Consider the following 25910-nt stretch of genomic DNA (forward strand, 5'->3'; position numbering starts at 1 on the left):
TTGAGCGGCTCAGCGGGCCGCGGGGCCTTGTTCGGGGTCCTGCGGTCCGCTTTTGTTTTGGGCAGCTTCTGTGGGTGGGGGGCCTTCTGTCGGTGGGGCGGCCATTGTCGGTGGGGCGGTTTCTCCTGGTGGGGTGCCTGTTTCCGAGCCGTCCACCAGCATCGGCGGGGGCGCTGTGTCCAGGGCGTCCGAGAGTTCGTCGAGGGTCGTCAGGAGGAGGCCCGCTCCTCTGCGTACGACCCGGTCGGGGACGCCATCGCCGTCCCACTCGTCCAGGGCCTTGCGTACCGCTTCCCACTTCGGGACGCGGCGTTCCCGTACGGCCTTCGCGCCGTCCTCGGTCGACTTGCGCAGGGCCTTCGCGAGGCGGTCCGCGGCGGGGACGGGGGTCGCGTCGCGGTCCGGGAGGTGGGCCTCCATCAGCATGGCCACGCGGCCGAGTTGGGCGAGGGCGTCCTCGGCGTCCCCGGCCGACGCGCGGGAGAGGCCGCGATGGCGTACCGGTTCGTGCTTGGCGCGGGCGGCGGCTTCCTGCCAGGCGATACGGGCGTCGCGGGCTGCGAGGAGCGCACCGCGTACGTCCGGGCACGAGCTGCCACCGGGGTCGGCGTAGCGGCTGACGACCGCCGCGGAGTAGCGGCCGTCCGCCACCAGCCAGTCGGCGAGGCGGTTGCGCAGGCGCGGGGTCTCCCAGGCCGGGTACACGGCGTACGCGATCATCGCGAGGATGCCGCCGAGGAGGGTCAGGACGACGCGTTCCGGCACCGTCTGCGTCCACTGCTCGCCGCCCATGCCGAGCAGGAACACGACGTACGCGGCGACGCAGGCCTGGGCGGCGACCTGGCCCGTGCGCATCAGCAGGTACATCATCCCGGCGCAGAGCACGGCGAGCGCCGCGGAGAGTCCGGTGCCGGGGCTCGCCAGTTGCACCAGGCCCGTGGCCAGGGCGACGCCCACGAGGGTGCCGCCGAAGCGGGCGACGGCGCGGGAGTACGTCTGTGAGAAGTCCGGGCGCATGATCATGACGGAGGCCATGGGGGCCCAGTAGCCGTGGCCGAGGGGGAGCCAGGTGCCCAGGAGGTAGCCCGCCGCGGCGACCGCGGTGACGCGGATCGCGTGGCGCGTCACGGGGGACTCGTGGCGGCGGCGGAGTTCGGTTCTCATGGCGCGGAGGGCCGCGGGGAGCAGGGCGGGGAAGGTGGGGCGGAGGAGGGGGGTGGGGGTGCTGGTTGGGGTGCTGGTTGGGGAGGGGGTGGCTCCGGGTTCTGTTGCGGGGGTGGCTCCCGGTTCTGTTGCGGGGGTGGCTCCCGGTTCTGTTGCGGGGGTGGCTCCCGGTTCTGTCGTGGCGGTGAGGGCGGCTGCCTTGTCGGGGGGTTTGCCCGCTGTTTCGACCACGTCTCGCAGCAGTGCCGCCAGGCGCTTCGCCGCCCTCTGGGCCGGGCCCGTGAGGAGCGCTCCGGTGTCGGGGCTCTGCAGGGTGGCCACGGCCGCGGGCGGGATCTTCAGGGGTTCGCCCTTCCGGATCGCCCTGGCCGCCGCGTCCAGGATCGCGCCTGCCGCGGCGAGGATCTCGCGTACGCGGTCACGTTCTTCGCCCTCTTCCGGGACGCCGACCGCCGGGTCGGCCAGGGAGGCGAGGACCGGGCGGATGCGTTCCGCCAGGCCGCGGGCGCCGTGGAGTTCGGCGGGGCGGGTGCGGGCCTGGCGCGGGGTGATGGTCGCCGCGTCGCGGGCCGCCATCAGGGGCTCCGGGTCGAAGTCGGCGTGGGGGTCGTGGCGGAGGCGGCGGGCGTAGTCGGCCTCGGCGGCGAGCGCGTCGGCGAGGGCGTCGCGGTGGGCACCCCATCTGCGTACGGGGAACAGGACCACGAGGGCGGCCTGGACCGCGCCGCCCACCACCATCATCGCGGCGTGGCCCGCGGCGGCGGCGATGGAGCCGGGCAGGGTGACCGTGACCAGCATGATCGCGACGTTGGACGAGGCGATGATGCCGATGGTCGGGCCCGCGGCCCAGCTCAGGCCCGAGAGGAAGGTCCACAGGGCGAGGAGGGCGAGGAAGAGGAGGGTGTGGGAGCCGGTGAGGTAGCCGAGGAAGGTGGAGACGGCGAGGCTCGTGCCGGAGGCCAGGGCGAGTTCCGGGCGGGGGCGCCAGCTGCGTTGGAACGTGGCGATGGCGGCCTGGAAGGCGCCGAATGCCGAGCTGGCGGCTACTGCGGGGCCGAAGAGGGTGAGGCTGACGCCGATGATGATCGCGAGCCCGGCCGCCCCCCGGATCGCAATAAGGGGCTCAAGCCGCTTCCGCTCGACGGTCAACCCCGAGCGGGTGGTCTCCTTCAGCGCCCGAAGCCAGGTCACTCTGTGATGATACGGGGCATATCGGACTGGGTTGGGGTGGGGGGTGTGCTGCGGGGCAATCAGGCGGGGGCCCGTTACCGCCGGGGGAGGCGGGGGCCGCTCGGGGTTACGTTCGCTGCGTCCGCCGCCGCGGCACCCTGGGTCCAGCCGGCGAGGTCCGTTGCTCCTCGTACGCGGGTGGTCGAGGTTTGCGGGAACATGCGTTCCGCACGGGCCGTGACGGCCACATCGCGGGCCGCGAGTACCGGCAGCAACTCCCCCGCGTCCGGCGACTCCGCGGTGACGTCCCGCGCCGCCGCGGCCAGGCGCCCGCCGATGCGGTCGGCGTACGCGAGCAGGAACGCCTGACGGAACGTCTTCGTACGCTTCCGGCCGCCCGCCCGCTGCCCCGCCTCCGCCTTCGTCATCGCCGCCGTGCCCTGCACGAGGAGCGAGGTGTGGAGGAGCTCGACGACCTCCAGGTCCGGCTCGAAGCCGACGACGGTCGAGAAGCCGAACGCCTCGTTCCACACCGCGCGGCAACGGTTCGCGGTGGCCACCGCGTCCAGGAGGATCGCCTTCGCCGTCTCGTACGGGGCGTCCACGCCGATGCGGCAGGCACCGGGGACGTCCTTGGCGCGGGTGCGCGAGGCGAGCAGCGCCTCGTCGATCGTGTGCCGGGCCATCAGCTCCTGCGCCTTGGCCGTCAGCGCCTCCGCCTCCTCGGGGAAACCGGTGGCCTCGGCCTTGGCGAGGAGCGCGCGGATACGGGTGAGGATGCGCGGCTCGTCGTGACCGGGCGGCAGGGGCGTATGGAGCGGGGAGCCGGGAGCGGGACCCACCGGCTCGATCGCGGGCAGGCGCAGGAGGAGGCGGTAGAGGGCGAGGACGGTGGTGGCGCGGGAGAAGCGGTCCGGTTTCGGGCCCGCCTGCGGGGCAAGCTCGGCGAGTTCGGTGAGCTGCGCGTGCCAGCGGGGCGGAAGCGTGTCGCCGTACCGCCTGGTCTCCGCAATGATCAGCTCGGCGGCCAGCTGCGTCTGGTGGGTGCGGTCGGTCCCGTGCGCGATGTCGTCCCTGGCGCGTCCGACCATCCGTATGACGTCCGCGGGCTGCCAGCCCCGCTCCCAGGCGCGGCGCACCAGCTCCTCGCCCCTGCGCCACAGCTCCGCGTCGGCCTCGGGCGCGGCCGCGAGGAGGGACGCGCCGATGTCGAGGCCCTCGTCGCCGTCCGCGTACAACGCCGCCGCGAACGCCTTGTCGATCACCTCGGTCACCGGATCCATACGTCAAGGGTATGGCTGGCCCTACCCCCGGGACGCCCTCTGGTGGTCGTGCCCGGCGAGGCTCCGGACGGTTGGGTTGAGGCATGACCTCAACTGCCGTACGGCTCACCGCCGTCCGCCGCCACTACCGTGACGTGACCGCCCTCGACGGCGTCGACCTCGCGATACGTGCCGGTACCTTCACCGCGATCATGGGCCCTTCCGGCTCCGGCAAGTCGACGCTGCTGCAGTGCGCCGCCGGGCTCGACCGGCCGACCTCCGGGACGGTGGCGGTGGGCGGTACGGAGCTGACGGGACTCAGCGAGCGGCGGCTGACCCTGCTGCGGCGGGATCGTATCGGCTTCGTCTTCCAGTCCTTCAACCTGCTTCCGTCGCTGACCGCCGCCCAGAACGTCGCCCTGCCCCTGCGGCTCGCGGGTCGCAGGCCCTCGCGTACGCAGGTGAGGGACGCGCTGGCGCACGTGGGCCTCGCCGAGCGGGCCGGGCACCGGCCGGGGGAGCTTTCGGGCGGCCAGCAGCAGCGGGTGGCGCTGGCACGGGCGCTCGTCACGCGGCCCGCGGTGCTGTTCGGCGACGAGCCGACCGGGGCGCTCGACACGACCACCAGCCGTGAAGTGCTGGTGCTTCTGCGGCAGTTGGTGGACGGGGAAGGGCAGACCACGGTGATGGTCACGCATGATCCCGTGGCGGCTTCGTACGCGGACCGGGTGGTGTTCCTGGTGGACGGGCGGGTGGCCGATGAGGTGCTTGCGCCGGATGCGGGGGAAGTGGCGCGGCGGATGGCGGGGTTGGAGTCCGGGGTGGGTGGGGCGAGGGCTTCCGGGGTGGGTGTCGCCGGTTCTTCGGTGGCGGGCGGCGCCAGTTCTTCGGTGGCGGGCGGCGATTCGGTCGTCGCGGGCGGCGAGTCGATGATCGTGGGTGGTCGGTGATGTTCTTCGCTTCTCTTCGTACGCGTTGGGCCGGGCTGCTCGGCGCGTTCGTCGCCGTCGCGCTGGGCGTGGCGCTCGTCGCCGCGATGGGGCTCGGGCTTGCCTCGACGTTCAGCGCGCCGGAGCGGGAACCCGTGCGGTTCGCCGGGTCGCCGGTGGTCGTCATGGGGCAGAACACGCTGACCGTCCCGGTGAAGCGGGGGCCGAACACCGCGCACGTGACGAAGCCGCTCGCTCATCCACACCCTGTGGATATCGAACTTCTGCGCGACCTTCGACGCCTCGGGCCTGTGCAGCTGGACGGGGCGAAAAGAGATGCTGTGGGGGTGGATGCCCCGGTCGCGGAGGTGCGGAGGGTCGTCGAGGCGCGGAACAGCGGCGGGGCGCCGGGTTCCGCCGGGGAGCCGGACACCGCCGCCGGGGAACGGGACGCCGCCGGGAAGCGGGACGCCGCCGGGGAGCGGGTCCGGGTTCTGACCGGGGGTGAGCGGCGGCTCGCCGATCCCGAGCCGGCGCAGGACGCCGAGGCGCTGGTGGCGGTGAACTCGTTCCTGGGGACGGCGGGCGGGGTGTCCGCGTTCGTCTCCGTCTTCGTCACCGCTTCCACCTTCGCCTTTGTGGTGGCTCTGCGGCGGCGCGAGTTCGGGCTGCTGCGGATGGCCGGGGCGACGCCGGGGCAGGTCCGCAGGATGCTGCTCGCGGAGGCCCTCGCGGTGGGGGTCGCGGCCTCCGGTGTGGGGTGCGTGCTGGGGGCGCTGGGCGCGCCGGTGCTGGCGGAGATGTTGGTCGACGCCGGGATCGCCCCGGAGTGGTTCGCCATCGGCGGGGCCGTGTGGCCGTACCACCTCGCCTTCTGGGTGGGGGTCTCGGTCGCCTTCTCGGGGGCGTGGCTCGCTTCCCGGCGTGCGGGGCGCGTGGGTCCCGTCGAGGCGCTGCGGGACGCGTCCGTCGATACCGGTGTCATGCCGTGGAGCCGCCGGATCGCGGGAGGCGCGCTGCTCGCGGCGGGGCTCGGCATGCTCGGCTGGACCCTGTGGAGTGATCCGTCCGCGCTGATGAAGCGGAAGACGTACACCACTCAGCCGATGATCCTGATCACCGCGCTCGCCGCGCTCACCCCTCTTCTCGTACGTCCCGTCCTGCGTGCCGTGCGCCTTCCCGGCGCCGTCGGACTCCTGGTCCGGGAGAACTCCGCCGCGTCGGTGCGGCGCACGGCGGCCGTCGCCGCGCCGGTTCTGGTGACGGTGGCTCTGGCGGGCTCGCTGCTGGGTTCCGCCGAGACGGCGGGAGAGGCGCGGGCGGTGGAGGCGCGGGAGCGTACCGGGGCTGATCTTGTGGTGACGGGCGAGGGGTTGAGGGGCGGCGGGTTGGGGGGCGGCGGTTTGACGGGCGAAGGGTTGAGGGGCGGCGGTTCGAGGGGCGACGGGTTGAGGGGCGGCGCCGGGGATGTGGTCGGGGTTGCTGTGGCCGCGTCGTCCGCGTCCACTGCCGTGTTCGTACGGGAAGAAGGCAGCGCCCTTGTCCGGTCGGAGGCGCGCGCGGTGAGTGATCCGGCGGCGTTCGCCTCGGTGTCGCGGCTTCCGGTGGTGGCGGGGGACGTACGCGATCTCGACGACCGGTCGATCGTCGTCAACGAGGAGTGGGAGAAGCGGCGGGTGGGCGAGCGGGTCGACGTCTGGCTCGGCGACGGCAGGCCCGCGCGGCTGCGGATCGTCGCGGTCCTTGCGCGGGGTACGGGGGACAACGGGGCGTACGTCACCACGGCGAACGCTGCTGCGGCGCCGGTGGACCGTGTTGACGTGGGGCTGCGGGCGGGGGCGGATCGGGATGAGGTGGCGGGGGCGTTGGGGGCTGCGGTGGCGGCTGGTTCCGGGGACGGGGCGGGGGCGGAGGCCGGTGCCGGGTCCGGTGGTGAGGGTGGGGGTAAGGGCGGTGTGCGGGTGCGGTCGGCCGAGCAGTGGCTGGCGGACACGCATCCGGCGACCAAGCCGCAGACGCGGCTGGGGCTGCTTGTGCTGCTGGGTATCGCCCTGGTCTACACGGCCATCTCCCTGGCCGGAACGCTTCTGATGGCGACGTCCATACGGGGCCCCGAGCTGCGCTCGCTCCGACTGGCCGGGGCTACGCGCGTGCAGGTACGGATGGTGGTCGCCGGGGAGTCGCTCCTTGCGGTGGCGGTGGGTACGGTCCTGGGCCTGATGGTCACCGCGGTGAACCTGAGCGCCCTGAGCACAGGCCTCACCCGCCTTTCGGCACCGGCGGGGGTTGTGGTGCCGTGGGAAACGGTGGGGGTGGCTGCGGGGGTCTGCGCCGTGGTGGGGGTTGGGGCGGGGGTGCTGGGGGTGCGGCGGCGGGGGTGAGGGGGCGGTGGCGCTGGCGCTGGCTTTGGCGTTGTACGGGGGTGCGGTGCGGGTCCGTCTTGGGGGGGGCGGAGTCGTGCCGCGCGGCGCGGCTGGGTGACGTGACCTCGCCTCTCGATGCCGGGTGCGGGTTCGTACGGGGGCGGTGCGGGGTCGGTTCGGCGCGGGGCGGCACCGCACGGTTGCGTGACCTCGCCTCTCGACGCTGGCTGCGGGCGCGTACGGGGGGCGGGGCGGACCCGGTTGCAGGTGCGGTGCGGTGCGGCGCCCCGCGGCTGGGTGACCTCGCCTCTCGATGCCGGGTGCGGGCGCGTACGGGCACGGGGCGGGGTCGGTTTGGGGGCGGGGGCGCGCCGGTATGTCCGTCCTCGCCATCCGCCTCTGGGCGCCTGATCACTTCGGTTCCGGAGCGCCGCGAACCGTGCTCCGGGCGGAAATACCGACACACCCCCTCACGCCTCGACGCCGGGTGCGGGTGTACGGGGGCCGCGGGCTCCCCCCACCCCGCCGATCTACTCACCCACCTCACGCCTGCTCGAATCCCCAGCCCGGCCCACGCCCCTCCGCCGAAACACCCCCCACCCCACACCCGCTTGCCGAACACCCGCCCACCCCGCCCTGTCGCTGCGGGGCAATCGGGTGGGTGGGCGGGAGAGCTTGTTCGGTCAGGGGTGGATGCGGGGCAATCGGGCGGGTGGGTGGGAGAGGTCTGGGCGGGGGTGGCGCAGCTGGGGGTGAGGCAAAGAGGAGGGGGGCAAGCTGCCGTGAGGCCCTAGCTGTCGCCGCCCTCGTCGATCAGGCGGCGTACCTCTCGGTCGACCAGGCCTAGTCGCGCCTCCGCCACCAGAGGAACCGCGCGCCGGTGCCGGCGGGATTCGTGGACGTCGATGTCGACCGTGACGAGGCTCGGCTCCCACTTCGGGGCCTGTGCGACGACCGTCCCCCGCGGGTCCACCACCCGCGAACCGCCCCAGAACGAAGCCCCGTTCTCGTTCCCGACCCGGTTTACGAAGATCACCCAGCACTGGAGCATGCGGGCGGTGTACGAGAGCAGCGTGTCCCAGTACAGGCCCGTGTCCATCGCCTCGGGATCCAGACTCGCCGCGCTGTTCGTGGGGATGACGATGACCTCCGCACCGTCCTGCACCGCGAGCCACGGCAGTACCGGCTGCCACGCGTCATTGCAGATGAGGGTCGCCGCGCGCCCGTGCCCGCCCGGCAGGTCGTACGCACGCAGATGCTGACCGGGGCTCACGTGCTTGCGCTCCTCCCAGGCCAGGTAGTTGGGGAGGTACAGCTTCCGGTGGGAGTGGAGGAGTTGGCCGTCCGCGTAGTACGCGGAGGTGTTGTACGCGCGCAGGCTCGTGTGCTCGTGAAGGCCCACGATCACATCGGGACCGGCGGCGGAGAGCTCCCGCAGACGGTTGTCCGAGGCGTCAAGGGACGTGTCCCGCTGCAGGCCGCCCAGGTGATAGCCGTGCAGACTCAGCTCGGGAAACACGACGAGGTCGGCTCCCTGCGCCGCCGCCTGGCCGATCTGGTCGCGGGCCTGGGCAAGGTTCTCGTCCACCTCGCCGAGGACACAGTCGGTCTGCGCAAGGGCCACTCTCATGGCACCGAGCCTCGCAGCGCCAACGCCCACCCGCATGTCGGGAACCCCCGGACGTGGGTGGGGGGGGGTGGGAGGGGCCTGTTCGGCCAGGCGAGACAAGAACGCGGGGTGCCGGGCGGGTGGGCGGGAAAGGCCTGTTCGGCGAGACAAGAACGCGGGGTGCCGGGCGGGTGGGCGGGAAAGGCCTGTTCGGCGAGACAAGAACGCGGGGTGCCGGGCGGGTGGGTGGGAAAGGCCCCTTCGGCCAGGCAAGACCGCAGAGTGCCACGCGGCTGGGCGGGAAAGGCCCGCTCGGCCAGGCAAGACCGCGGGGTGCCGGGCGGGTGGGTGGGAAAGGCCCGTCCGGTCAGGGAAGCCGGGGCCCCGCACACCCCCACGCCCAAGCAAGCCCGCAGGGCACCCCGCATGGATTGTCAGTCCCCCCTGCAACACTCACCCCATGACCGAAAGGTGGGCCCTCGCCGCCACCGAGGCCGGCGGCGCCACCCTCGCCCCCCTCGGGGAAGACGGCCTGCCCGCAGGACCGACCCTGCACGAGCCGGACCTCGCCACAGCCGTCCGCGCCCGACCGGACGTGGCCCGCTGGGTCTGGCGCTCCACCGCCGAGATGTACCCCGCGCTGCTGGCGGCGGGCGTCCGGGTGGACCGGTGCTATGACATCGAGGACGCCGAGCTCCTCCTCCTCGGTCACGAGGGCCGCCTCGGCGAACCCCGCTCGGCCGCCGCGGCCTGGGCCCGGCTGCACAACGCCCCCGTGCCGAGCGACCCGCCCCCCAGAGCCGCGGCCCCCGGCGCCCAGGACTCCCTCTTCGAGCCCTCCCCCGTGACGACCCTCCCCTTCGACGCCCTCCTGGAGGTGTATGCGGACCAGCAGCGAAGACACGGCGCCGCCGAGCACCCCGGCAGGATGCGGCTGCTCACGGCGGCCGAGTCGGCGGGGATGCTGGTGGCCGCCGAGATGAACGTGTCGGGGCTGCCCTGGCGCGCGGACGTCCACCACGCCCTGCTCACCGAGCTCCTCGGCGAGCGCTATGCGGGCGGCGGCAGGAACGCGGGCGCGGCCGAGCCCCGCCGCCTCGCCGAGCTCGCCGACGAGATCTCCGCCGCCTTCGGCCGCCGCGTCCGCCCCGATCTGCCCAACGACGTCATCAAGGCTTTCGCGCAGGCCGGCATCCGGGTCAAGTCCACCCGGCGATGGGAACTGGAGGGGATCGACCACCCCGCCGTACGGCCCCTCATCGAGTACAAAAAGCTGTACCGCATCTGGACGGCGCACGGCTGGAGCTGGCTCCAGGACTGGGTGCGCGAGGGCCGCTTCCGTCCCGAGTACACGCCGGGCGGCACCGTCAGCGGCCGCTGGACGACGAACGGCGGCGGCGCGCTCCAGATTCCCAAGATCATCCGCCGTGCGGTGGTCGCCGACCCCGGCTGGCGGCTCGTGGTCGCCGACGCCGATCAGATGGAGCCGCGGGTCCTCGCCGCGATCTCCCGCGACCGCGGCCTGATGGAGGTCGCCGGGAGCCACGAAGACCTCTACACACGCCTCTCGGACCGCGCGTTCTCCGGCGACCGCGACCACGCCAAGATCGCCCTGCTCGGCGCGGTGTACGGCCAGACGTCGGGCGACGGCCTGAAGAACCTGGCGGCGCTGCGCCGCAGATTCCCGGCCGCCGTCGCGTACGTCGACGACGCCGCGAAGGCGGGCGAGGAGGGCCGACTCGTACGGACCTGGCTGGGCAGGACGAGCCCCCCGGCGGCCGGAGCGGAGGACTTCGACGAGGCGGGCATCCCCCAGGAGGACCCGGCCGATCTCCCCGCCAGGGACGGCGAGTTCACTCCGGGCTATGCCTCCACCAACACCCGCGCCCGCGGCCGTTTCACCCGTAACTTCGTCGTCCAGGGCAGCGCGGCCGACTGGGCGCTGCTGATGCTGGCCGCCCTGCGCCAGTCCATGGCCGCGGCCGGGCTCCGCGCCGAGCTCGTCTTCTTCCAGCACGACGAAGTCATCGTGCACTGCCCGCAGGAGGAGGCCGAGACGGTCGCCGCGGCCATCCGCGCGGCCGGTGACCTGGCGGGGCGCATCACGTTCGGCGAGACACCGGTGCGTTTCCCGTTCACCGTCGCCGTGGTGGAGTGCTACGCGGACGCGAAGTAAGCGGACGCGAAGTAAGCGGACGCGAAGAATCCCGGCTCCGGCTGGCTCCCCCAGAAAGGCCCGGGGTAATCAGCCCGCCAGCAAGCCCTTGAGCTCGCCGACCACCTCGCTGCTGTCCGTGCCGTCCAGCGCCGCCAGCGCCGACCGCCACTGCGCGTACGCCTCTTCGGCGCGCCCCTCCGCGTACAGGAGGAGCCCGAGCTGGTGGCGGGCCAGGCCCGCCATGTGGGCGTCGGCCCGCTGCTCCGCACGCTCCAGGAGGTCCGCGCACTCGCGGGCCGCGTCGCCCGGCCGGGACACCTCGCGCAGGGCGCGGACCATCCCGAGGCGCACCTTGGACTCGTTGTGCCAGTCCTCGGCCACGCCGTGGATGCGCAGGCTCTCCTCGAAGTGCGTGAGCGCGACGTCAGGCCGGCCCAGGAGGAGGTAGACGCGGCCGATGTCGCAGTGGGCTTCCTGCCGGACACCGGCGTGGCCGAGGGTCTCGCCGAGCGCCAGGCTGCGCTCGTGATAGTCGAGCGCGGCGCGCGCGTCGCTGTGCTCGTAGATGCTGCCGAGGTGGCTGAGCGCGAACGCCTCGCTCAGCGGATCGCCCAAGGCCTTGGCCAGCTCCAGGGTCTGCCGCAGGGCCTCGATGGACTCCTCGTAACGGCCGAGGGCTTCGAGGAGGAGGCTGCGGTTGAGTACGGCACGGTGCACGAACGACATGAGGTCGAGCTCGCGCCACAGGTCCAGGGCCTCGTCGATCAGGGCGAGCGCGGTGCTGCTGCGCCCGCAGACGTAGTTGAGGCCCGCGAGGTCGGTGAGGGCCTGCGCCTCGGCGGCGGTGTCGTTCCAGTGGCGGGCCGCGGTCACCGCGAGCCGGTTGAGGAGGTCCGCCTCGGCGAGCCGGCCACGGCGCTTGAGGTACGAGAAGAAGCAGCGGACGAGGACGGGCAGCAGGACGGATTCGCGGCCGTGGCGGTCGGCGAGTGCGATGACGTTGGTGAGTTCCGTGTCGCCCCAGACGAAGGCGTCGTCGGAGGACATCGGCGGCATGGCAGGGACCGGGGAGCCGTCGGCGGTGTGCCGGGGCCGCAGCCGGTCGTCGACGCCCATCATCCGGTCGTCGAGGTCCAGTCCCTCCGGCATGATCGCCACCACGGTCTGCCGCGCCGACTCCGCGTACCAGTGGAGCGCCGACTCCACGACGTGCGCCGCGCCCGCCTCGTCCTGGTGAGCGGCCTCGCGTGCGAAGTCGCGTACGAGGTCGTGCGGGGCATAGCGGCCGTAGGCCGTCTCGTCGAGCAGCGCGACGTCGACGAGCCGGTCGAGCGCGGCCCCCGCGCGCCACTCCTCCACCCCGAGGAGGCGGGCCACGAGCGGGACTCCGTACGCCGGGAGGTCGAGGGCGCCGATCGCGGCGAGGGCCGCGGCGGCGTCCCGGTCGGACTCGCGCTCCGAGGTACGCAGCGCGTCCAGGGCCACGGCGAGCGAGCGCCGCACGCTCAGATCGTCGTGCTCCAGGTGGTGCAGGCGTCCGCCGCTTACGGTGAGGAGCTCGGCGAGGGCGTCAGGGGTGAGCGCGCGGCGGGCTGCGAGGCGGGCCGCGATGATGCGCAGGGCGAGCGGGAGCCGCCCCGCGAGTTCGACCAGGGGGTGCCCCGCGTCGAGCCCCGCGCGCCCGGATACGGCGCGCAGCAGGGCGATGCTGTCCCCCTCGGAGAGCGGCGCCAGCGGAAAACGTCCCGCGCCGTCGAGCGCGGTGAGCGGAGAGCGGCTGGTGACGATGACCGCGCAGCCGGGCCCCGCGGGCAGCAGCGGCCGCACCTGCGCTGCGGTGGCCGCGTCGTCCAGTACGAGCAGGGTGCGGGTGGGCGCGAGCAGCGAGCGGAGCAAGGCGGCCGCGGCGTCCGGATGGCCGGGGCTGTGGCTCGGCTCGACCCCGAGATCCCGGAGCAGGGCGGAGAGGGCCTGGTCGGAGGTGAGGGGCGTCATTCCGGGCGTGGCCCCGCGCAGATTGACGTAGAGCTGCCCGTCGGGGAAGTGCTCCCGCAGGCGGTGCGCCACGTGCAGGGCGAGCGCGCTCTTGCCGACGCCCGCCATTCCGGACAGCACGGCGACGGGCGGTACGACACCGCTGTCGTTCTGCTCGGCTCTGGTCAGGAGCCGGGCCAGGGAGCGCATGACGTCTTCGCGTCCGGTGAAGTGGGGCGGGGACGGGGGGAGTTGTGCGGGGCGGGTGGAGGGGGATGTGGGGGCGGTGGTGGGGGTGGGAGCGGTCGCGGGGGCGTCCGGGGTCACCGGGGCCACGGGGGCGTCCGGGGTCGCAGGGGCCACCGGGTCAGCCAGGGTCTCTCCAGCGAGGTCCGCGCCGCCGGAAACTTCGCTCGCTTCGCTCCCCCCAGCGTCGAGTCCCCCCAACGCCGCCCCCGCAGGCTCCTGAAGCACCTCGCGATGCGCTTCCCGTACCGAAGGGCCGGGCTCCACGCCCAGCTCCTCCACCAGCCTGCGCCGCAGCTCGCGATGGACGGCGAGCGCCTCCGCCTGGCGGCCCGTGCGGTGCAGCACCAGCATCAGCTGCCGGTGGAACGCCTCGCGCAAGGGATACTCGGCGACCAGCTCCGCCAGCTCCGGCACGAGCCCGCCCCCGGCGCCCCCGATGGCCAGCTCCGCGTCGTACCGCAGCTCAAGGGCGAGCAGCCGCGCCTCCTCCAGGCGGGGTACGAGCGCGTGACCCGCGGCGTCGGCGGGCAGCCCGCCCAGCGGAGTGCCGCGCCACAGGCCGAGCGCGGCGGACGCGGAGTCAGCGCAGAGCCGCCAGTCGCGTTCCGCGTGCGCGGCCCTGGCCTGAGCGACCAGCTGCTCGAACACCCGTACGTCCAGCTCGCCGTCGGCCACTCGCAGCCGGTACCCCGGGGGCACCGCCCGCAGCCGTTCCGGATCGTCCAGGAGCCGGCGCAGGCGCGTCACGTGGTTCTGGAGCGAGGCGTGCGCGGAGGCGGGCGGGGCGCCGCCCCACAGTGCGTCCTTGAGGGCGTCGACGGAGACCACCCTGCCCGGTTCGAGCAGCAGCGCGGCCAGCAGGGCGCGCCCCTTGGCGCTCTGTACGGGCTGCGGCTCGCCGTCGGCGTCGTACACGGCAGGCGCACCCAGGAGTCCGAACCGCAACCCGTCGCACCGCACGTCCACGCCATCTCCCGCCAACTGTTGGCCACATGTTAGCGATCGGTTGGCGGCCCCTGATGGGATCTCTACATCGGGCCCGGCCCCGCCGGTACTCGCGCCAAGCGCGTAACTCGGGGGAGTGTCACCGTTGCGGCCGGGCCCGCTCAGTTTCTGCGAGGCATCCTCAACTTCCTTACGGGGTGGGGAAGTTGGGGTGCTCGCGGAATCGGGGCCCGCGTGCACGTGTCACCACGCCGACGCGCCGCCCACCGTACCCGTGCGGGACGCACCGCCTCACGGTCCTCGGCGACACGCACCCGCTTCCGGATTCCGGCACTAGGTGCTCACCGATCACGCACCATTCGCTCACGTCCACGGAGCCGGTCCTCCGCACGGTCTAGCGCACGACCCTCCGCACGGCCCTCGGCGACGCACCGCAGCGACGTACCGCGGCGGTATCCCGCAGTAGCCCCATCGGTAACACCTTCCGCCGACGTCTTTCAACCCCCGGCGTCCCCCGATCACCCCGTCGGCATCCGCCGCGACCGGTGTCACCCCGCTACCCGCCCCCCACCTCGCCCCCGCCTTCACCCTCACCCTCACCCTGGCCCTCACCCGACGGCACCCGCACCGTGAACACCGCCCCCTCCCCCGGCGTGCTCCGCGCCGTCACCGTCCCGCCGTGCCCCTCCACCAGCTGCCGGACGATCGCGAGGCCGAGCCCGCTGCCGCCGGTCGCCCGCGTACGGGACTTGTCCGCGCGCCAGAAGCGGTCGAAGACGTGCGGCAGATCGGCGGCCGCGATGCCGCTACCGGTGTCGGCCACCTCCACCACCACCGCGTCGAGCGTGGCCCGGCAGCTGATCGTGACGCTGCCGCCCTCGGGGGTGTGCCGGATGGCGTTGGAGACGAGGTTGCCGATGGCCTGCCGGAGCCGGAGCGGATCGGCGGTGAAACAGGGATCGCCGAGCGTCGTCGCGCTCAGTTGTACGCCCGCCGCCTCGGCCCCGGCCTGGTGCGCCGCGGCGACCTGGTCCACGACGTCGGACGCGTGCACGGGCTCGCGGTGCAGCCGCAGCGTACCGGCGTCGGCGGCGGCGAGATCCTGGAGGTCGTTGACGATGTGCTGGAGCAGCACCGCCTCTTCGAGGAGCGAGGTGACGAGCTCCGGATCGGTGGCGACCACGCCGTCCTCGGCCGCCTCCAGCCAGCCGCGGATATTGGAAAGCGGCGTACGCAACTCGTGCGCGACGTCGCTCACCATGGCCTGGCGCTGGTCCTCAAGGGCCTTGCGGTGCGCAGCCATGTCGTTGAAGGCGTCGGCGAGCTGGCGGATCTCGCCCGCCGATCCCGCCGAGCGCGCCGTGACGGGTTCGGTCGCCCCGCCCGCCTTCATCCGCTGGGTCGCGGCGGTCAGCGCCCGCAGGGGACGGGTCAGGCGGGTCGCGGCGAAGGCGGTCACGGCGACCGTCACCGCGAGGATGCCCGCCGAGAAGCCCGCGAGCCGGGTGGTGTTGGCCGCGGAGAGGCTGAACCCCCGGTTCGCGTCCGCGCGGGCCGCCGCCGCGCGCGAACCGTCGGAGCTGGTGACGAAGAGGAGCGCGGGCGCGGACACGTACGACCCGAGTTGCTCGCGCCGTGCGCTTCCCACGCAGGCGGCGGTCCTGGTGTCGTACTCGTTGCCGACGCGGGTGACGCCGCCGGACGGATCGACGGGGACCTCGGATTCCGAGGACGACTCCGAGGACGACTCCGAGGGAGACTCCGGGGGAGTTTCCGAGGGCTTTGCCGAGGGGGTACTGGTGGGCACGGGCTTGAGCCTCTCGGCGGCAGCGTCGCCGGGAACCGCGGGAACGGCGCCGCTCTGCCCTCCTATCGCCTCCTCCGGCGTTCCCGTCTCGGTGGGGATGTAGCGCCCGGAGCGGCGGTCGAACACTCCCACCGACTGCCACCACGTCAGGTCGAGCCCGACCTTGACGGGCGGTGCGTCCCCGCGCCGCAGGCAGGCGTTGGTGAGCTCGTTGAGCCGATCCAGCGCCTTCTTCTCGGTACGGGTGGGCATGTCGAGTTCGTAATTGCGGCAGCTGGAGTCGAGGATCTCGGACGGGTCGTTGGGTGCCTCGACGCGTGGCCGGCCGCTGGGTCCCTCGACGGCGCGGGCGGAGACCCCGAGGTCGTTCATGCAGGCCACGACGCTCGCGGCGACCTTCGCCAGCTGTTTCCGCTCCGTGCCCGGCAGCCGGAAGGGCCCGACCGCGCGCGGATCGATGCGGTCCTGGCCTCCGGCCTCCGCGTCCGTACGCCCGCCTCCGGCGGTCAGCGCCCCGTCGACGGCGAGCGGATCGACGACGGCCGAGGCCTTGGACGGCAGCTCGGCACCGGCAGCCCCCTTGCCGCCCTTGCCGCCCTTGCCCGCCTCAGTGCGGGAGTCGGCGATGACGACGCGGTCCTGCGTGGTCAGGGCGATACGCCGCCCGGTCTGCTTGGCCAGCTCCCGCACGGTCTTCCGGGCGTCCCGCCAGCCGGGCGCTGCCGCCGCGAGGCCGAGGAGTTCGTCGTAGACCCGTGCGTCATCGGCGAGGACCTGCCCCTGCTCCTGCCGGATCGCGCCGGACGTCGTCTGCGCGGCGAGCCAGGCGGTGGCGGCGATCGAGACGACCGAGACGAGCACGGAGACGGCGAGCAGCCGGGTCAGCAGGCTCTTGCGGAACGGTATGTCACGCGCCACGCCGCGCCGCCGCCCCCACCGTCGCGCCGAACGCCGCGCCCGTGAGCTTGTACCCGACGCCGAAGACGGTCACGAGATGGCGCGGCCTGCGCGGATCTTCCTCGATCTTCTTGCGCAGATTGAGTATGTGTACGTCGACGGTACGCACCGATATATATCCCGACGACCCATGAATACGATCAAGCAGCTGGGGCCGCGTGAACACCCGCTCGGGCTCCGCGGCGAGGGCCGCGAGCAGCTCGAACTCCCCCGGCGTGCACTCGACGAGCCGCCCGTCGACGGTCACCTCGTGCCGCACCGGATCAACGGCGAGCCCACCCGCCCGCAGCACGAGCGGCACGGCGTCGGCGCTCTCGACGACCGGATGATGGGTGCCGCCGGCGCGCCGCAGCAGCGTACGGACACGGGCCATGAGCTCGCGCGGACTGTACGGCTTGGTCAGATAGTCGTCGGCGCCGAGATCAAGGCCGAGCAGCAGATCATCTTCGGTCGTCCGGGCGGTGAGCATCAGAATCGGAATCCCGGCTTCGCCCTCGCTGCCGCCCCTCAGGACGCGCGTGACGCCGAGTCCGTCGACCCGCGGCATCATCACGTCGAGCACGAGCAGGTCCGGCGGCCTGCGCCGCACCTCGTCGAGTGCGGCGCGCCCGTCGTGGACGACGGCGACCGTGTGGCCTTCGTGCTCCAGATAGCGGCGGACCAGCTCGGCCTGTTTCTCGTCGTCCTCCGCGACCAGGACAAATGCGCACATGGCGCTGAGCATAAGCGGACCGGGCCGCTCCTGACGGAATCCGGACAGCGGCCTAACAGGATCCTCATAAGTCCCAGCAGCCCGCCTAAGCCACCCCTACGCCCTCCGCCTCGTACGGCACAACGACAACCTGAAACTCATCCTCATAGACAACCCGCCCCGGATCCGACGACCGCACGGTCCGGCACTCGACACCGTGCGCCTCCAGAATCTCCAGATACCCGGGCACGCGCTCGATGAGATGAGCGGCGGTCACCTTGAACCAGGCGACGGCGCACGGGTTGACCTCGTGGTCGTAGACAGCGGGGTCGACGGTCGAGGGATCCGGGTAGGCACTGTCGTACCAGTCGTTGTTGGTACGCCGGAACATCTCCTGCTCGGCGGTCAGCTTCCCCTCCTGGGCAAGCCCGTTCACCAGCCCGAACACCCCGGTGAAATGGCCGCGTTGATGACGCGTGGCCGACTGGAAGCGAACATACGACTCAGCATCTCCACTCATCACGGCATCCTCGCATCCCCCTCGCCCACCACCGAGAGGCCTCTGCCAAAACGCACCCGGACGCACCCTGAGACGGCAGCGCAACCGCCCGGAAGCCCGCCCCAAGAGGGGAGTTTTTACCACCGACTTCGCAGCGAACCCCAACCCATAATCGCCCTATGAACCGCACAGGCCAGCCCCAAAAGACCCTTTCCGCCCCCTCAACACCCTCGGCACCCAGCCACCACCTCACAGCCCTGAAGCGGAGCCTGATCCTCTGGACCCTGTCCCTACGAGCTCTGGCCCTGTCCTTCTACCTGCACGCAGTACACATCCTGCTCGGCAGCGGCCTCACCCTCCGCCTGCTGCCGAGCGCCAACCGAGCAGTACGCACTCTGGCGGACCACCAACGCTCCCTTGCAAAACGCTGGTCGGGAACAGAGATCCCAGCGGCATACCCCGAACCACCCCCCACCGCCCGGGCCAAAGCCCTCCGCACCCACCTCCTCTCCAAGGACAACCAGATCTACCGTGACTGGCGCTGGGCAAGCCTGGACCCCTACCTGGGCGGCGCCATCGCCTTCATCCCCGCAGCCCTGATCCTCAGCGGCATCTGGGGCATGACCACGGCAGTCCTCGGCCCCGGCCTCTCGGAAAGCTGGGACAGCCTCTGGTACCTCTTCATCCCGGTCCAGAACACCCTCACGGCCACCCTCGCCGGAATCCTCGCCGTACTCCAATTCCCCCTCGCCCTCTGGGCGGCGCCCCGAGCCGTTCGCCACCACTCCCGCTACCTCCGCGCGATGCTGGCCCCCAGCGAGAGCGAGCTCCTCGCCACCCGCATCGAGCACCTCACCACCACTCGCTCCGAAGCGGTGGACACCCAGCAGGCCGAACTCCGCCGCATCGAACGCGACCTACACGACGGCGCACAGGCCCGCCTGGTGGCGATGGGCATGACACTGGACGCCGCGGAACACCTCCTGGAGTCGAACCCGGAGGCGGTCCGCGCCCTGCTCCAAGAGGCCCGCCAGTCGTCGGCCAAGGCACTCCAGGAACTTCGCGACCTGGTCCGCGGTATCCACCCGCCGGTACTGGCGGACCGCGGACTGCCGGACGCCGTACGCTCATTGGCGATGACCTGTCCCCTGCGCACCGAGGTCGAGGTCGACCTGCCGGGCCGCCCCGAACCCGCGGTGGAGTCGGCGGCGTACTTCGCGGTATCGGAAATCCTGACCAACGCGGCCAAGCACGCCCGGGCGGACCGAGCCTGGATAGACATCCGCCACGAGCCTTCGACGACGCCCTTCGCCGCTCCTACTGCTTCCGCCGCTCCCGGCACCCCCGGCGCCCTCCGCATCACCGTCACCGACGACGGCCGAGGCGGCGCGGACATCACCGCGGGCACGGGCCTGCGTGGCATCGAACGGCGCCTCGCCACGTTCGACGGCGTCCTGGCCGTGAGCAGCCCGCTCAACGGCCCGACCATGGTGACGATGGAGCTGCCGTGCGTGTTGTCCTCGCAGAAGACCACTTCCTCCTGAGGGACGGCATCACCCGCCTGCTCCAGGCCTTCGGCCACGAGGTCACAGCAGCGGTGGACAACGGCCCGGCGCTCCTGCGAGCCCTCACCACCCCGGCCACCACACCCGACATAGCAATAGTGGACGTACGCCTCCCCCCGGACTTCACCGACGACGGCCTACGCGCGGCAGTGACGGCCCGCGCCCGCACCCCCGCCCTCCCCATCCTCCTGCTCTCGCAGTACGTGGAGCCGCTCTACGCGAAGGAGTTGCTGGCCACGGGCTCGACGGGCGTCGGCTACATCCTCAAGGAGCGGGTCTCGAACGGCGCCGACTTCATCCGCACGATCGAGCGCGTGGCCGCCGGCGGCACGGCGATGGACCCCGAGGTGATCTCGAAGCTCCTCACCCGCAAGACGCACGACCAGGCGGACCCCATGTCCCGCCTGACCCCGCGCGAACGCGAGGTACTGGAATGCCTGGCCCAGGGCAGGTCGAACGCGGGAACGGCGGAGACCCTGTTCATCTCGGAAAAGGCGGTCGCCAAGCACATCAGCAACATCTTCCCAAAACTGGGCCTACCCCCCTCAGACACGGACAACCGCCGAGTCCTGGCAGTCCTGGCCTACCTGAACCACTGACCCCCAAAGCCCAACCAACCCCCAAAGCAAAAGCCAACCAAGATTCACACCGTGCTCGTGTGCACGAAGCCCAGCGTGGTGAGCCCCTCAGTGCGACACAGGTGGTCCGAGACACCGCCGACTTCGGTCTGGAGCAGCTGGTAGGTCGCGCCGTGCACCTGCCCCCAGTGCATGGCAGCGCGCCACAGGTGCCGGCCGAGCCCGCGCCCGCGCGCGTCAGGGTGCACGGCGAAGTACTGCGGCATGAGCTGGGCGACACCCGTGGGATCAGGACGGATCTCCATGGGGCCGATGGCACCGACAACACGCCCCTCCAGCACGGCGACAAGAACCGGCCCGCATCCCTTGGTCTTCATCTGACGGTCAAGGAAGACGAAGCCGTCGAACGCCATGGTCTGGGCGAAGGTGGTGAAGGTGCAGCGGATGTGGGCGGGCCAGTCGTCGAGTCGACGGACGGGGCCAACAGAGGCGGGACAGAGCCGCGCCGTGAAGTCCTGGAGCTGCATCCGGACGCCACGAGGATGCGGTGTCTCCGGGCCCAGCGGCCGGACGATACGGGCAGAGGCTGCTCCGTGGACGGTACGGAGTTTGGCTGCGAGTTCAGCGGCCTGGGCCAGGATGTCGCCCCGGTGGCCATAGGAGAAGACCTTCACTGCTCCCCGGCCGCGGGTCAACAGAGTGGGGATGAGCGTGTGGTCGGGGTGGTGCACCACGTCATCGAGGAGTACGGCCTCCTGCTTCTCGGTGCTCCAGCGGCGATCCTTGTCGTACGGCAGAAAGTGGCGCTCAGTTGCGGCCGCGACGACGGTGGCTTCGAAGAGGTCCACAGTCAGGGCATGCGGGTGGACGGGGCCGAGGGTGGGCACCACCGGTGCGGTGAGCACGGGGCGGAGCCAGTCCCAGCGGAAGAGCATGCGGGCACCTTAGCGCTGTACGTGAGGGTGCTCCGGCCCGTCGGTGGGACGGGTCGGAGCACATCGGTCGGGTCGGGTTAGTGGGGGTTGTCGTCGCCGGCGTCGCAGGAGCACTCAGCGCTCTCGACGACGTCGTCCAAGTCCGCGACGAGCGTCACGGCGGCCGAGGCCACCGGTGGCGCCGCGCGGCGGGCGCTGCTGGACGGCCCGGGCAGGATCTGTACCGGTACGGGTCGGGACGTCATGGGGTCACCTTCTCTTTCTCCGTGTCTCCGTGCTGGCAGTAGCTGTGCAGCGGCGCCTTCGCCTCCTGGTAGTGCTTGGCCAGGGGACGGCATACCCGGCAGGTACCGGACAGGGCGCAGCCCTCGCACCCTCCGGTGCGAAGCATCAGGCGGTCGGCGATCGTGCCGAGCCGTCGCAGTCCTTCGATGCCTTCGGCCATGAGGTCGATCTGGTCGTCGCGGCCGACCTTGCAGATCGACACCTTGGCGTGCGGGTCAGCGTGGAAGAAGGTGTGGCCCGCGTTGCATCCGGCGAACGGCTTGCGCTGGCGGAGGTGATCTGCGGACTGGGCGATGAGGGGTTCACCGCCGCCGTAGATCGTCGGGGTCATGTTGGTGTACGCGTGGTGCTCTACGCCCCACTCCCGTGCGAGCGCGGCCATCTCGTCGGCTTCGCTCGCGTTGTCCTCTGTGACCACGATGTTGATGCGCAGCGGCAGCCCAGCGGCTCGGGCGGCGTCCATGCCACGCCGAAACGCCTTCCAGGCTCCGCGCCGCTGGGTGAGTGCGTCGAAGGACTCCTCGCTCGCGCCGTACATGCTGACGACGAGGCGGTACGGCGGGCATTCGCTGAAAACCTGGAGCAGGTCGGGGCGGAACAGCAGGGAGCCGTTGGTGGAGATCGTGAGCATCATGCCGGCCAGCCAGGCGTACCGGTAGGCGTTCTGGAAGTGCGGGTCCATGGTCGGTTCGCCGCCGGTGATCTGGAGCCAGATGACACCGGCCTCACGCATGATGTCCAGGAGCTTGACCTTGTTCTCCCAGGTGAGGCCGGAGAAGGGGCGTTCGCCGAGGTAGCAGTGCTTGCAGCCAAAGTTGCATCCGAGGTTGATCTCCCAGGAGGCGCGGCAGTATCCGTACGCAGACGGCTCGCGGATCAGGACCGTGTCCGTCGTCGGGGCGCCGGCGACGTCGAGGCCCCATGCTTCGGCTGCCAGGTCGACCGTCCAACCAGGAAGGTTCTGCACACCGTCGGCGGCGGCTCGGAGTTGCTCGTAATGGGTAGCCGGGATGCGGGCTCCGGATCGCGCTCCGGGGCGCAGCAACAGGTGGCCGTCGAGGAAGGGAGCAGCGATGAGCTGGTGCATGGCGTGCCTTTCACGGTTCGAGTCGGCAGTGCAGGGAGCAGTCCGGGCATGCGCGCCCCGAGATCGGGTCGGTACCGCTGCCGCCGCAGGTCGAGCAGACGTCAGCTCGCGGGGCTGACGGCGGGAGTTGGACGCGCCCAAACAGCAGTCGGTCGGCTGCGAGCGCGGCGTCCAGGTAGGCGTCGAGGCGAGCGGCGCCGGTGGACTGTGGCAGCGGGTCGAGACCGAGCAGGAGGATCGCCTCGCCGGTGCGGGTGACCAGTTCGGTCCAGGAACGGCGGGTGGGCAGCCGCAGTCGACGGGAGGTCCCAGGAATGTGCAGCAGCACGCGGTCGCCGACGAGCTGTAGGCAGTGCTCCAGCTCCGGGATGACCTCACGGGCTCCGGTCAGGCCACCGAGGCACGCGGACAGTCGCCGCATTCGGTCCTCGGCTGTCACGGCGGTGCCGCCGTCCGTCAGGGCCGGGGTGTACGTGATCAGGATGTGTGCGATCTTGCGGCCGTCCGGTCCAGCACCCTGCCAGGTCCAGGCGGCGAGCGACACCAGTAGGCGCAGTTCAGGGCCGGGCGGGGTGAGGGCAACGCTCATGCTGTCACCCCTCCTGGGGCTTTGAAGCACGACCAGACGATCTTCCCGAACGGGGTGCGGTCCTCCACGCCCCAGCCGTCGGCAAGCGCGGTCACCAGGAGCAACCCGCGGCCAGCGGTGTCCGTGTCTCCAGGCCGACGGGGGTGGGGGCGTCGACGGCGGCTGTCGTGTACTTCCAGGCGTACAACCCCGTCGTCGGCGTCGAGTTTGACCAGAAAGCCGCGGCCGGGATCAGTCCCGTGAAGCACGGCGTTGGTGGCGAGTTCGGAGACGCAGAGTCGGACGTCTTCGCCTCGGTCCAGCAGACCCCAGCCGGTCAGGGCCTCGGTGGTGAAAGTCCGCGCATGGCCGACCGACTCGGGCCGGGACTCGAAGAACTTCTGGATCGTCTTGGTCATCGCGATGTTCCTCACGACTCGGCGTCCACGACACGGGTGGTGCCGGAGCGTGTGCGGTGGACGGGGGCGCTTCGAGCGACGGTCGAGGGTTTGGGGCGCGGGCACCGGACCAGCAGCAGCCGAGCACCGGCCGATTCGATCTGTCGCCCGCGTCCGGCCGCGATGGCCTTCGGGCCCAGGTGGGACATGGCGGGGGCGACGACGCCGTAGACGTCCGGCAGCGCCAGCACGTCGAGGAGACCGGTGAACGCCGCCGAGGCGGACCGGGAGGCGTCACGTTCGGTGAAGAGGCCGGACAGCTGCAGCTCGTGGCCACGGCAGTACTCGGCCAGCGAGGCGACCAGCGCGTCTTGCCGCGCTCGGGGCACCCGTACCAGCCGCAGGAAACCGTAGACGACCGGCCCGCTGACCAAGCGATGTTCCGTGAGGGGTTCCATGCTCAGGACCGTCCAATGGCTCGACACGTGGTGACGCTTTGAGCATGTCGGCGGATCAACTCACTGCACATCACCGCCTGTTCTACTTCCGTTCCACTTCCGTCCCGCCGTGTCGTCGGGTCTGCTTCGATGGCTGGTGGAAGGGAGCGACGCGTGGCGACCGTGCACCACTGGACCGGGCTTGAGGCCAAGGCGTTGCGGCTCGCCCTGCGGCTGAGCGTGCGGGCCTTCGCAGAGCGCCTGGGCCTGGCGGTCGCGACCGTGTCCAAGTGGGAGAGCAAGCTCGCCGCCACCGAGCCCAGGCCCGATACCCAGGCCATCCTCGACACCGCCCTCGGACGAGCGGACGCCGCAGTCCACCTTCGCTTCGAGACGCTCCTGTCGGAGATGGCCGGCACCGTCGCAACTGTCGGCAGACGTGTCGCCTCGTCCGGCCCCAGGGCGTGGGAGTACGAGTCCTGGGCCGATGACCTCGACCGTGTCGTGGTCGCCCTGTCCCGGCAGAACTTCGCCTTCGCAGACAGCCTTCTCACTCGGTGGCTGGGCCGGTTCAAGGCCCATGAGCTGGACGAGAAGGGCCTGTACCTCTTCGCCCGCTCCACCGCCTTACTCGGTGACCTCAAACGCGACCAAGGCGTTGTCCTGGGCCCGCTATCGGCCCAACACTCCTACGCCGGTGCCCGGATCGTCTTCACCCAGCTCGACATCCCCCGCCGCGTCGCCCAACTCGATCTGTCGCTCGCAGTCGTCACCGAGATGTCCGGCAAGCTGGAAGTCGCCGCCCGCAACTACGAGACTCTCGCCGTCGACGACCGGCTCTCCCGCCGCGACCGGGCTCGTGCACGGCTGTGGGTGGGGACGGCACTGAGCAAGGACGGCGAGCACGACTACGCCACCCGCGTTATGCAGGCAGCGACCCGCGAGTTCGAGGACCTCACCGAACCGGAAGACTGGTCGGTGGCCCACCAGAAGCTCGCTCTGGCCCGCCGTGGTGCCGGCGACCTCTTTCAAGCCCTGCACTTCATTGATATCGCTCGAAGCAGCGGGACGACCGACTCACCGATGCAACGCGTACGTCTGGACACCGCTCATGGCCACGTCCTGCTCTCCGATACGGCTACCCAGGATGATGGAATCCTCGTCCTCGACCAGGCCGCCAAGGTAGCCGCGCAGTACGGACTCGTGCACCAACTGCGCAGCATCGAGGGCGTCAAGGCCATGAGCGAGGGGCCGCCCGGCCCTCGGTAACGGTGACCAGGGAGAAACGCGTGCGCAACGACCATCAGGGCATCACCGAGGACCAGTGGCACCAGGCGAAGCTGATCTGGGACTACCACCAGATGCAGCACGAGTTGCGTCCCGTCGACGTGGCAATCGGACTGGGAAGCCACGATCTCGGCGTCGCAACCCGCTCCGCCGACCTGTACCGCGCCGGGCTGTTCCAGACGCTGGTGTTCACCGGCGGCAACAGCCCTACCACCGCCAAGGTCTTCCCTCGCGGGGAGGCGATCCACTTCCGTGAGCACGCCATCGACCTCGGTGTCCCCACCGACGCCATCCTGCTGGAGCCCCACGCGGCCAACACCGGAGAGAACATCACGCTCTCCCGCGAGGTCCTCGCCGCCTCCGGCATCCATCCGGCGACGGTGCTGCTGGTCTCCAAGCCGTACATGGAACGGCGATCGTTCGCGACCGCCCGCAAACTGTGGCCCGACGTCCAGATCCTCTGCGCGTCGGAGGCGCTGGAGTTCGACGACTATCTCAAGAGCATCGGGGACGAGAAGCTCGTTCTGGACATGCTCGCCGGCGACCTCCAGCGGGTCATCGAGTATCCGAAGCTCGGATTCGCCATCGAGCAGGAAGTCCCCGAGGACGTACATGCAGCGTACGAATCTCTCATTCGCTCCGGCTTCACCAGCCGCCTCATCGCTTCGTGAGCAGCCTGCTTCCGGCGGGCTGCTCACGCGTACCCACGAGGGGACTGGCGGCATGACGCATCTCGATCCCGTCCCGTTCGCTGCAAGGACCATCACCGTGGCCGCTTTCCGGCCGCCGACCACCGGCATCTGCGCGCAAACCGAAGGCGCTCGTGTCGACCGACTAGCGAACCGCCAAGTGGGAGCAGCCGGGCGAGAATCCGTCACCCGTATTGGAGCCGATCGAGAAGCCGCTCCACTAGAAAATAGGCGGCTCGTCCACTCACGCATCGCTCCCCCAAGCCACCCCGGCCGTGTGACCCGTCACGCCCCGAGCAACACA

Annotated in this window: 20 protein-coding genes; 7 read left to right on the forward strand and 13 right to left on the reverse strand. The window is 71.5% G+C overall.

Going from position 1 to position 25910, the window contains the following annotated elements; all coding sequences use genetic code 11:
- Positions 1 to 9: 9 nt before the first annotated feature.
- Together ABZ906_RS21955 and ABZ906_RS21960 are read right to left on the reverse strand one after the other, a co-directional pair.
- Positions 10 to 2355, reverse strand: coding sequence for an FUSC family protein (locus ABZ906_RS21955; protein WP_361385029.1), 2346 nt, complete (start codon positions 2353 to 2355; stop codon positions 10 to 12).
- A gap of 74 nt (positions 2356 to 2429) precedes the next feature.
- Positions 2430 to 3617, reverse strand: coding sequence for a DUF2786 domain-containing protein (locus tag ABZ906_RS21960; RefSeq protein WP_361385032.1), 1188 nt, complete (start codon positions 3615 to 3617; stop codon positions 2430 to 2432).
- Between the two features lie 83 nt (positions 3618 to 3700).
- On the opposite strand from ABZ906_RS21960, the gene ABZ906_RS21965 reads away from it, so the two are divergent.
- A complete protein-coding gene (locus tag ABZ906_RS21965; RefSeq protein WP_361385035.1) occupies positions 3701 to 4546 on the forward strand; it encodes an ABC transporter ATP-binding protein in 846 nt (281 codons plus the stop codon).
- Positions 4546 to 6906, forward strand: a complete 2361-nt coding sequence (locus ABZ906_RS21970; protein ID WP_361385038.1) for an ABC transporter permease — start codon at positions 4546 to 4548, stop codon at positions 6904 to 6906. The genes ABZ906_RS21965 and ABZ906_RS21970 overlap by 1 nt, the downstream gene beginning before the upstream one ends.
- Positions 6907 to 7678: 772 nt before the next feature.
- On the opposite strand, the gene ABZ906_RS21975 is transcribed toward ABZ906_RS21970, so the two are convergent.
- Complete coding sequence (locus ABZ906_RS21975) at positions 7679 to 8518, reverse strand: nitrilase-related carbon-nitrogen hydrolase (protein ID WP_361191017.1); 840 nt, start codon at positions 8516 to 8518, stop codon at positions 7679 to 7681.
- Positions 8519 to 8957: 439 nt separating this feature from the next.
- Between ABZ906_RS21975 and ABZ906_RS21980 the strand changes: the two genes are divergently transcribed.
- Positions 8958 to 10673, forward strand: coding sequence for a bifunctional 3'-5' exonuclease/DNA polymerase (locus tag ABZ906_RS21980; protein WP_361385041.1), 1716 nt, complete (start codon positions 8958 to 8960; stop codon positions 10671 to 10673).
- Between the two features lie 69 nt (positions 10674 to 10742).
- Here ABZ906_RS21980 and ABZ906_RS21985 read toward each other — a convergent pair whose 3' ends face one another.
- From ABZ906_RS21985 to ABZ906_RS22000, 4 genes are all read right to left on the reverse strand, one after another.
- A complete protein-coding gene (locus ABZ906_RS21985; protein WP_361385044.1) occupies positions 10743 to 13844 on the reverse strand; it encodes a BTAD domain-containing putative transcriptional regulator in 3102 nt (1033 codons plus the stop codon).
- 535 nt (positions 13845 to 14379) lie between these two features.
- A complete protein-coding gene (locus tag ABZ906_RS21990; protein WP_361385047.1) occupies positions 14380 to 16548 on the reverse strand; it encodes a HAMP domain-containing sensor histidine kinase in 2169 nt (722 codons plus the stop codon).
- Positions 16538 to 17299: a response regulator transcription factor gene (locus tag ABZ906_RS21995; protein WP_361385050.1), complete on the reverse strand. Its 762-nt coding sequence runs from the start codon at positions 17297 to 17299 to the stop codon at positions 16538 to 16540. The genes ABZ906_RS21990 and ABZ906_RS21995 overlap by 11 nt, the downstream gene beginning before the upstream one ends.
- 85 nt (positions 17300 to 17384) lie before the next feature.
- On the reverse strand, positions 17385 to 17798 hold the full coding sequence (locus tag ABZ906_RS22000; protein ID WP_361385053.1) for a hypothetical protein: 414 nt from the start codon (positions 17796 to 17798) through the stop codon (positions 17385 to 17387).
- A 158-nt stretch (positions 17799 to 17956) separates the two neighbouring features.
- Here ABZ906_RS22000 and ABZ906_RS22005 point away from each other — a divergent pair, with 158 nt between their 5' ends.
- On the forward strand, positions 17957 to 19321 hold the full coding sequence (locus ABZ906_RS22005) for a histidine kinase (RefSeq protein ID WP_361385056.1): 1365 nt from the start codon (positions 17957 to 17959) through the stop codon (positions 19319 to 19321).
- Positions 19285 to 19941 (forward strand): response regulator transcription factor, encoded by a 657-nt coding sequence (locus ABZ906_RS22010; protein WP_361385059.1) that lies wholly within the window; start codon positions 19285 to 19287, stop codon positions 19939 to 19941. Before ABZ906_RS22005 ends, ABZ906_RS22010 begins: the two co-directional genes overlap by 37 nt.
- Before the next feature lie 44 nt (positions 19942 to 19985).
- On the opposite strand, the gene ABZ906_RS22015 is transcribed toward ABZ906_RS22010, so the two are convergent.
- The 6 genes from ABZ906_RS22015 to ABZ906_RS22040 all read right to left on the reverse strand — a co-directional run bounded on the left by ABZ906_RS22015 (position 19986) and on the right by ABZ906_RS22040 (position 23651).
- Positions 19986 to 20855 carry a GNAT family N-acetyltransferase gene (locus tag ABZ906_RS22015; protein ID WP_361385062.1) on the reverse strand — a complete coding sequence of 290 codons (870 nt, stop codon included), beginning with the start codon at positions 20853 to 20855 and terminating at the stop codon, positions 19986 to 19988.
- A gap of 77 nt (positions 20856 to 20932) precedes the next feature.
- A complete protein-coding gene (locus tag ABZ906_RS22020) occupies positions 20933 to 21100 on the reverse strand; it encodes a hypothetical protein (RefSeq protein WP_361190996.1) in 168 nt (55 codons plus the stop codon).
- Complete coding sequence (locus tag ABZ906_RS22025; protein WP_361385065.1) at positions 21097 to 22227, reverse strand: radical SAM protein; 1131 nt, start codon at positions 22225 to 22227, stop codon at positions 21097 to 21099. The genes ABZ906_RS22020 and ABZ906_RS22025 overlap by 4 nt, the downstream gene beginning before the upstream one ends.
- A gap of 10 nt (positions 22228 to 22237) precedes the next feature.
- Complete coding sequence (locus tag ABZ906_RS22030) at positions 22238 to 22816, reverse strand: hypothetical protein (protein WP_361385068.1); 579 nt, start codon at positions 22814 to 22816, stop codon at positions 22238 to 22240.
- Positions 22813 to 23214 (reverse strand): ATP-binding protein, encoded by a 402-nt coding sequence (locus ABZ906_RS22035; protein WP_361385071.1) that lies wholly within the window; start codon positions 23212 to 23214, stop codon positions 22813 to 22815. The genes ABZ906_RS22030 and ABZ906_RS22035 overlap by 4 nt, the downstream gene beginning before the upstream one ends.
- 11 nt (positions 23215 to 23225) lie before the next feature.
- On the reverse strand, positions 23226 to 23651 hold the full coding sequence (locus ABZ906_RS22040; protein WP_361385074.1) for a hypothetical protein: 426 nt from the start codon (positions 23649 to 23651) through the stop codon (positions 23226 to 23228).
- A gap of 153 nt (positions 23652 to 23804) precedes the next feature.
- Here ABZ906_RS22040 and ABZ906_RS22045 point away from each other — a divergent pair, with 153 nt between their 5' ends.
- Positions 23805 to 24899 carry a helix-turn-helix domain-containing protein gene (locus ABZ906_RS22045; RefSeq protein ID WP_361385077.1) on the forward strand — a complete coding sequence of 365 codons (1095 nt, stop codon included), beginning with the start codon at positions 23805 to 23807 and terminating at the stop codon, positions 24897 to 24899.
- Positions 24900 to 24919: 20 nt separating this feature from the next.
- Positions 24920 to 25588 carry a YdcF family protein gene (locus ABZ906_RS22050; RefSeq protein WP_361385080.1) on the forward strand — a complete coding sequence of 223 codons (669 nt, stop codon included), beginning with the start codon at positions 24920 to 24922 and terminating at the stop codon, positions 25586 to 25588.
- Positions 25589 to 25910 lie beyond the last annotated feature (322 nt).

The sequence above is a fragment of the Streptomyces sp. NPDC046925 genome, from assembly GCF_040644915.1.
Lineage (GTDB): Bacteria > Actinomycetota > Actinomycetes > Streptomycetales > Streptomycetaceae > Streptomyces.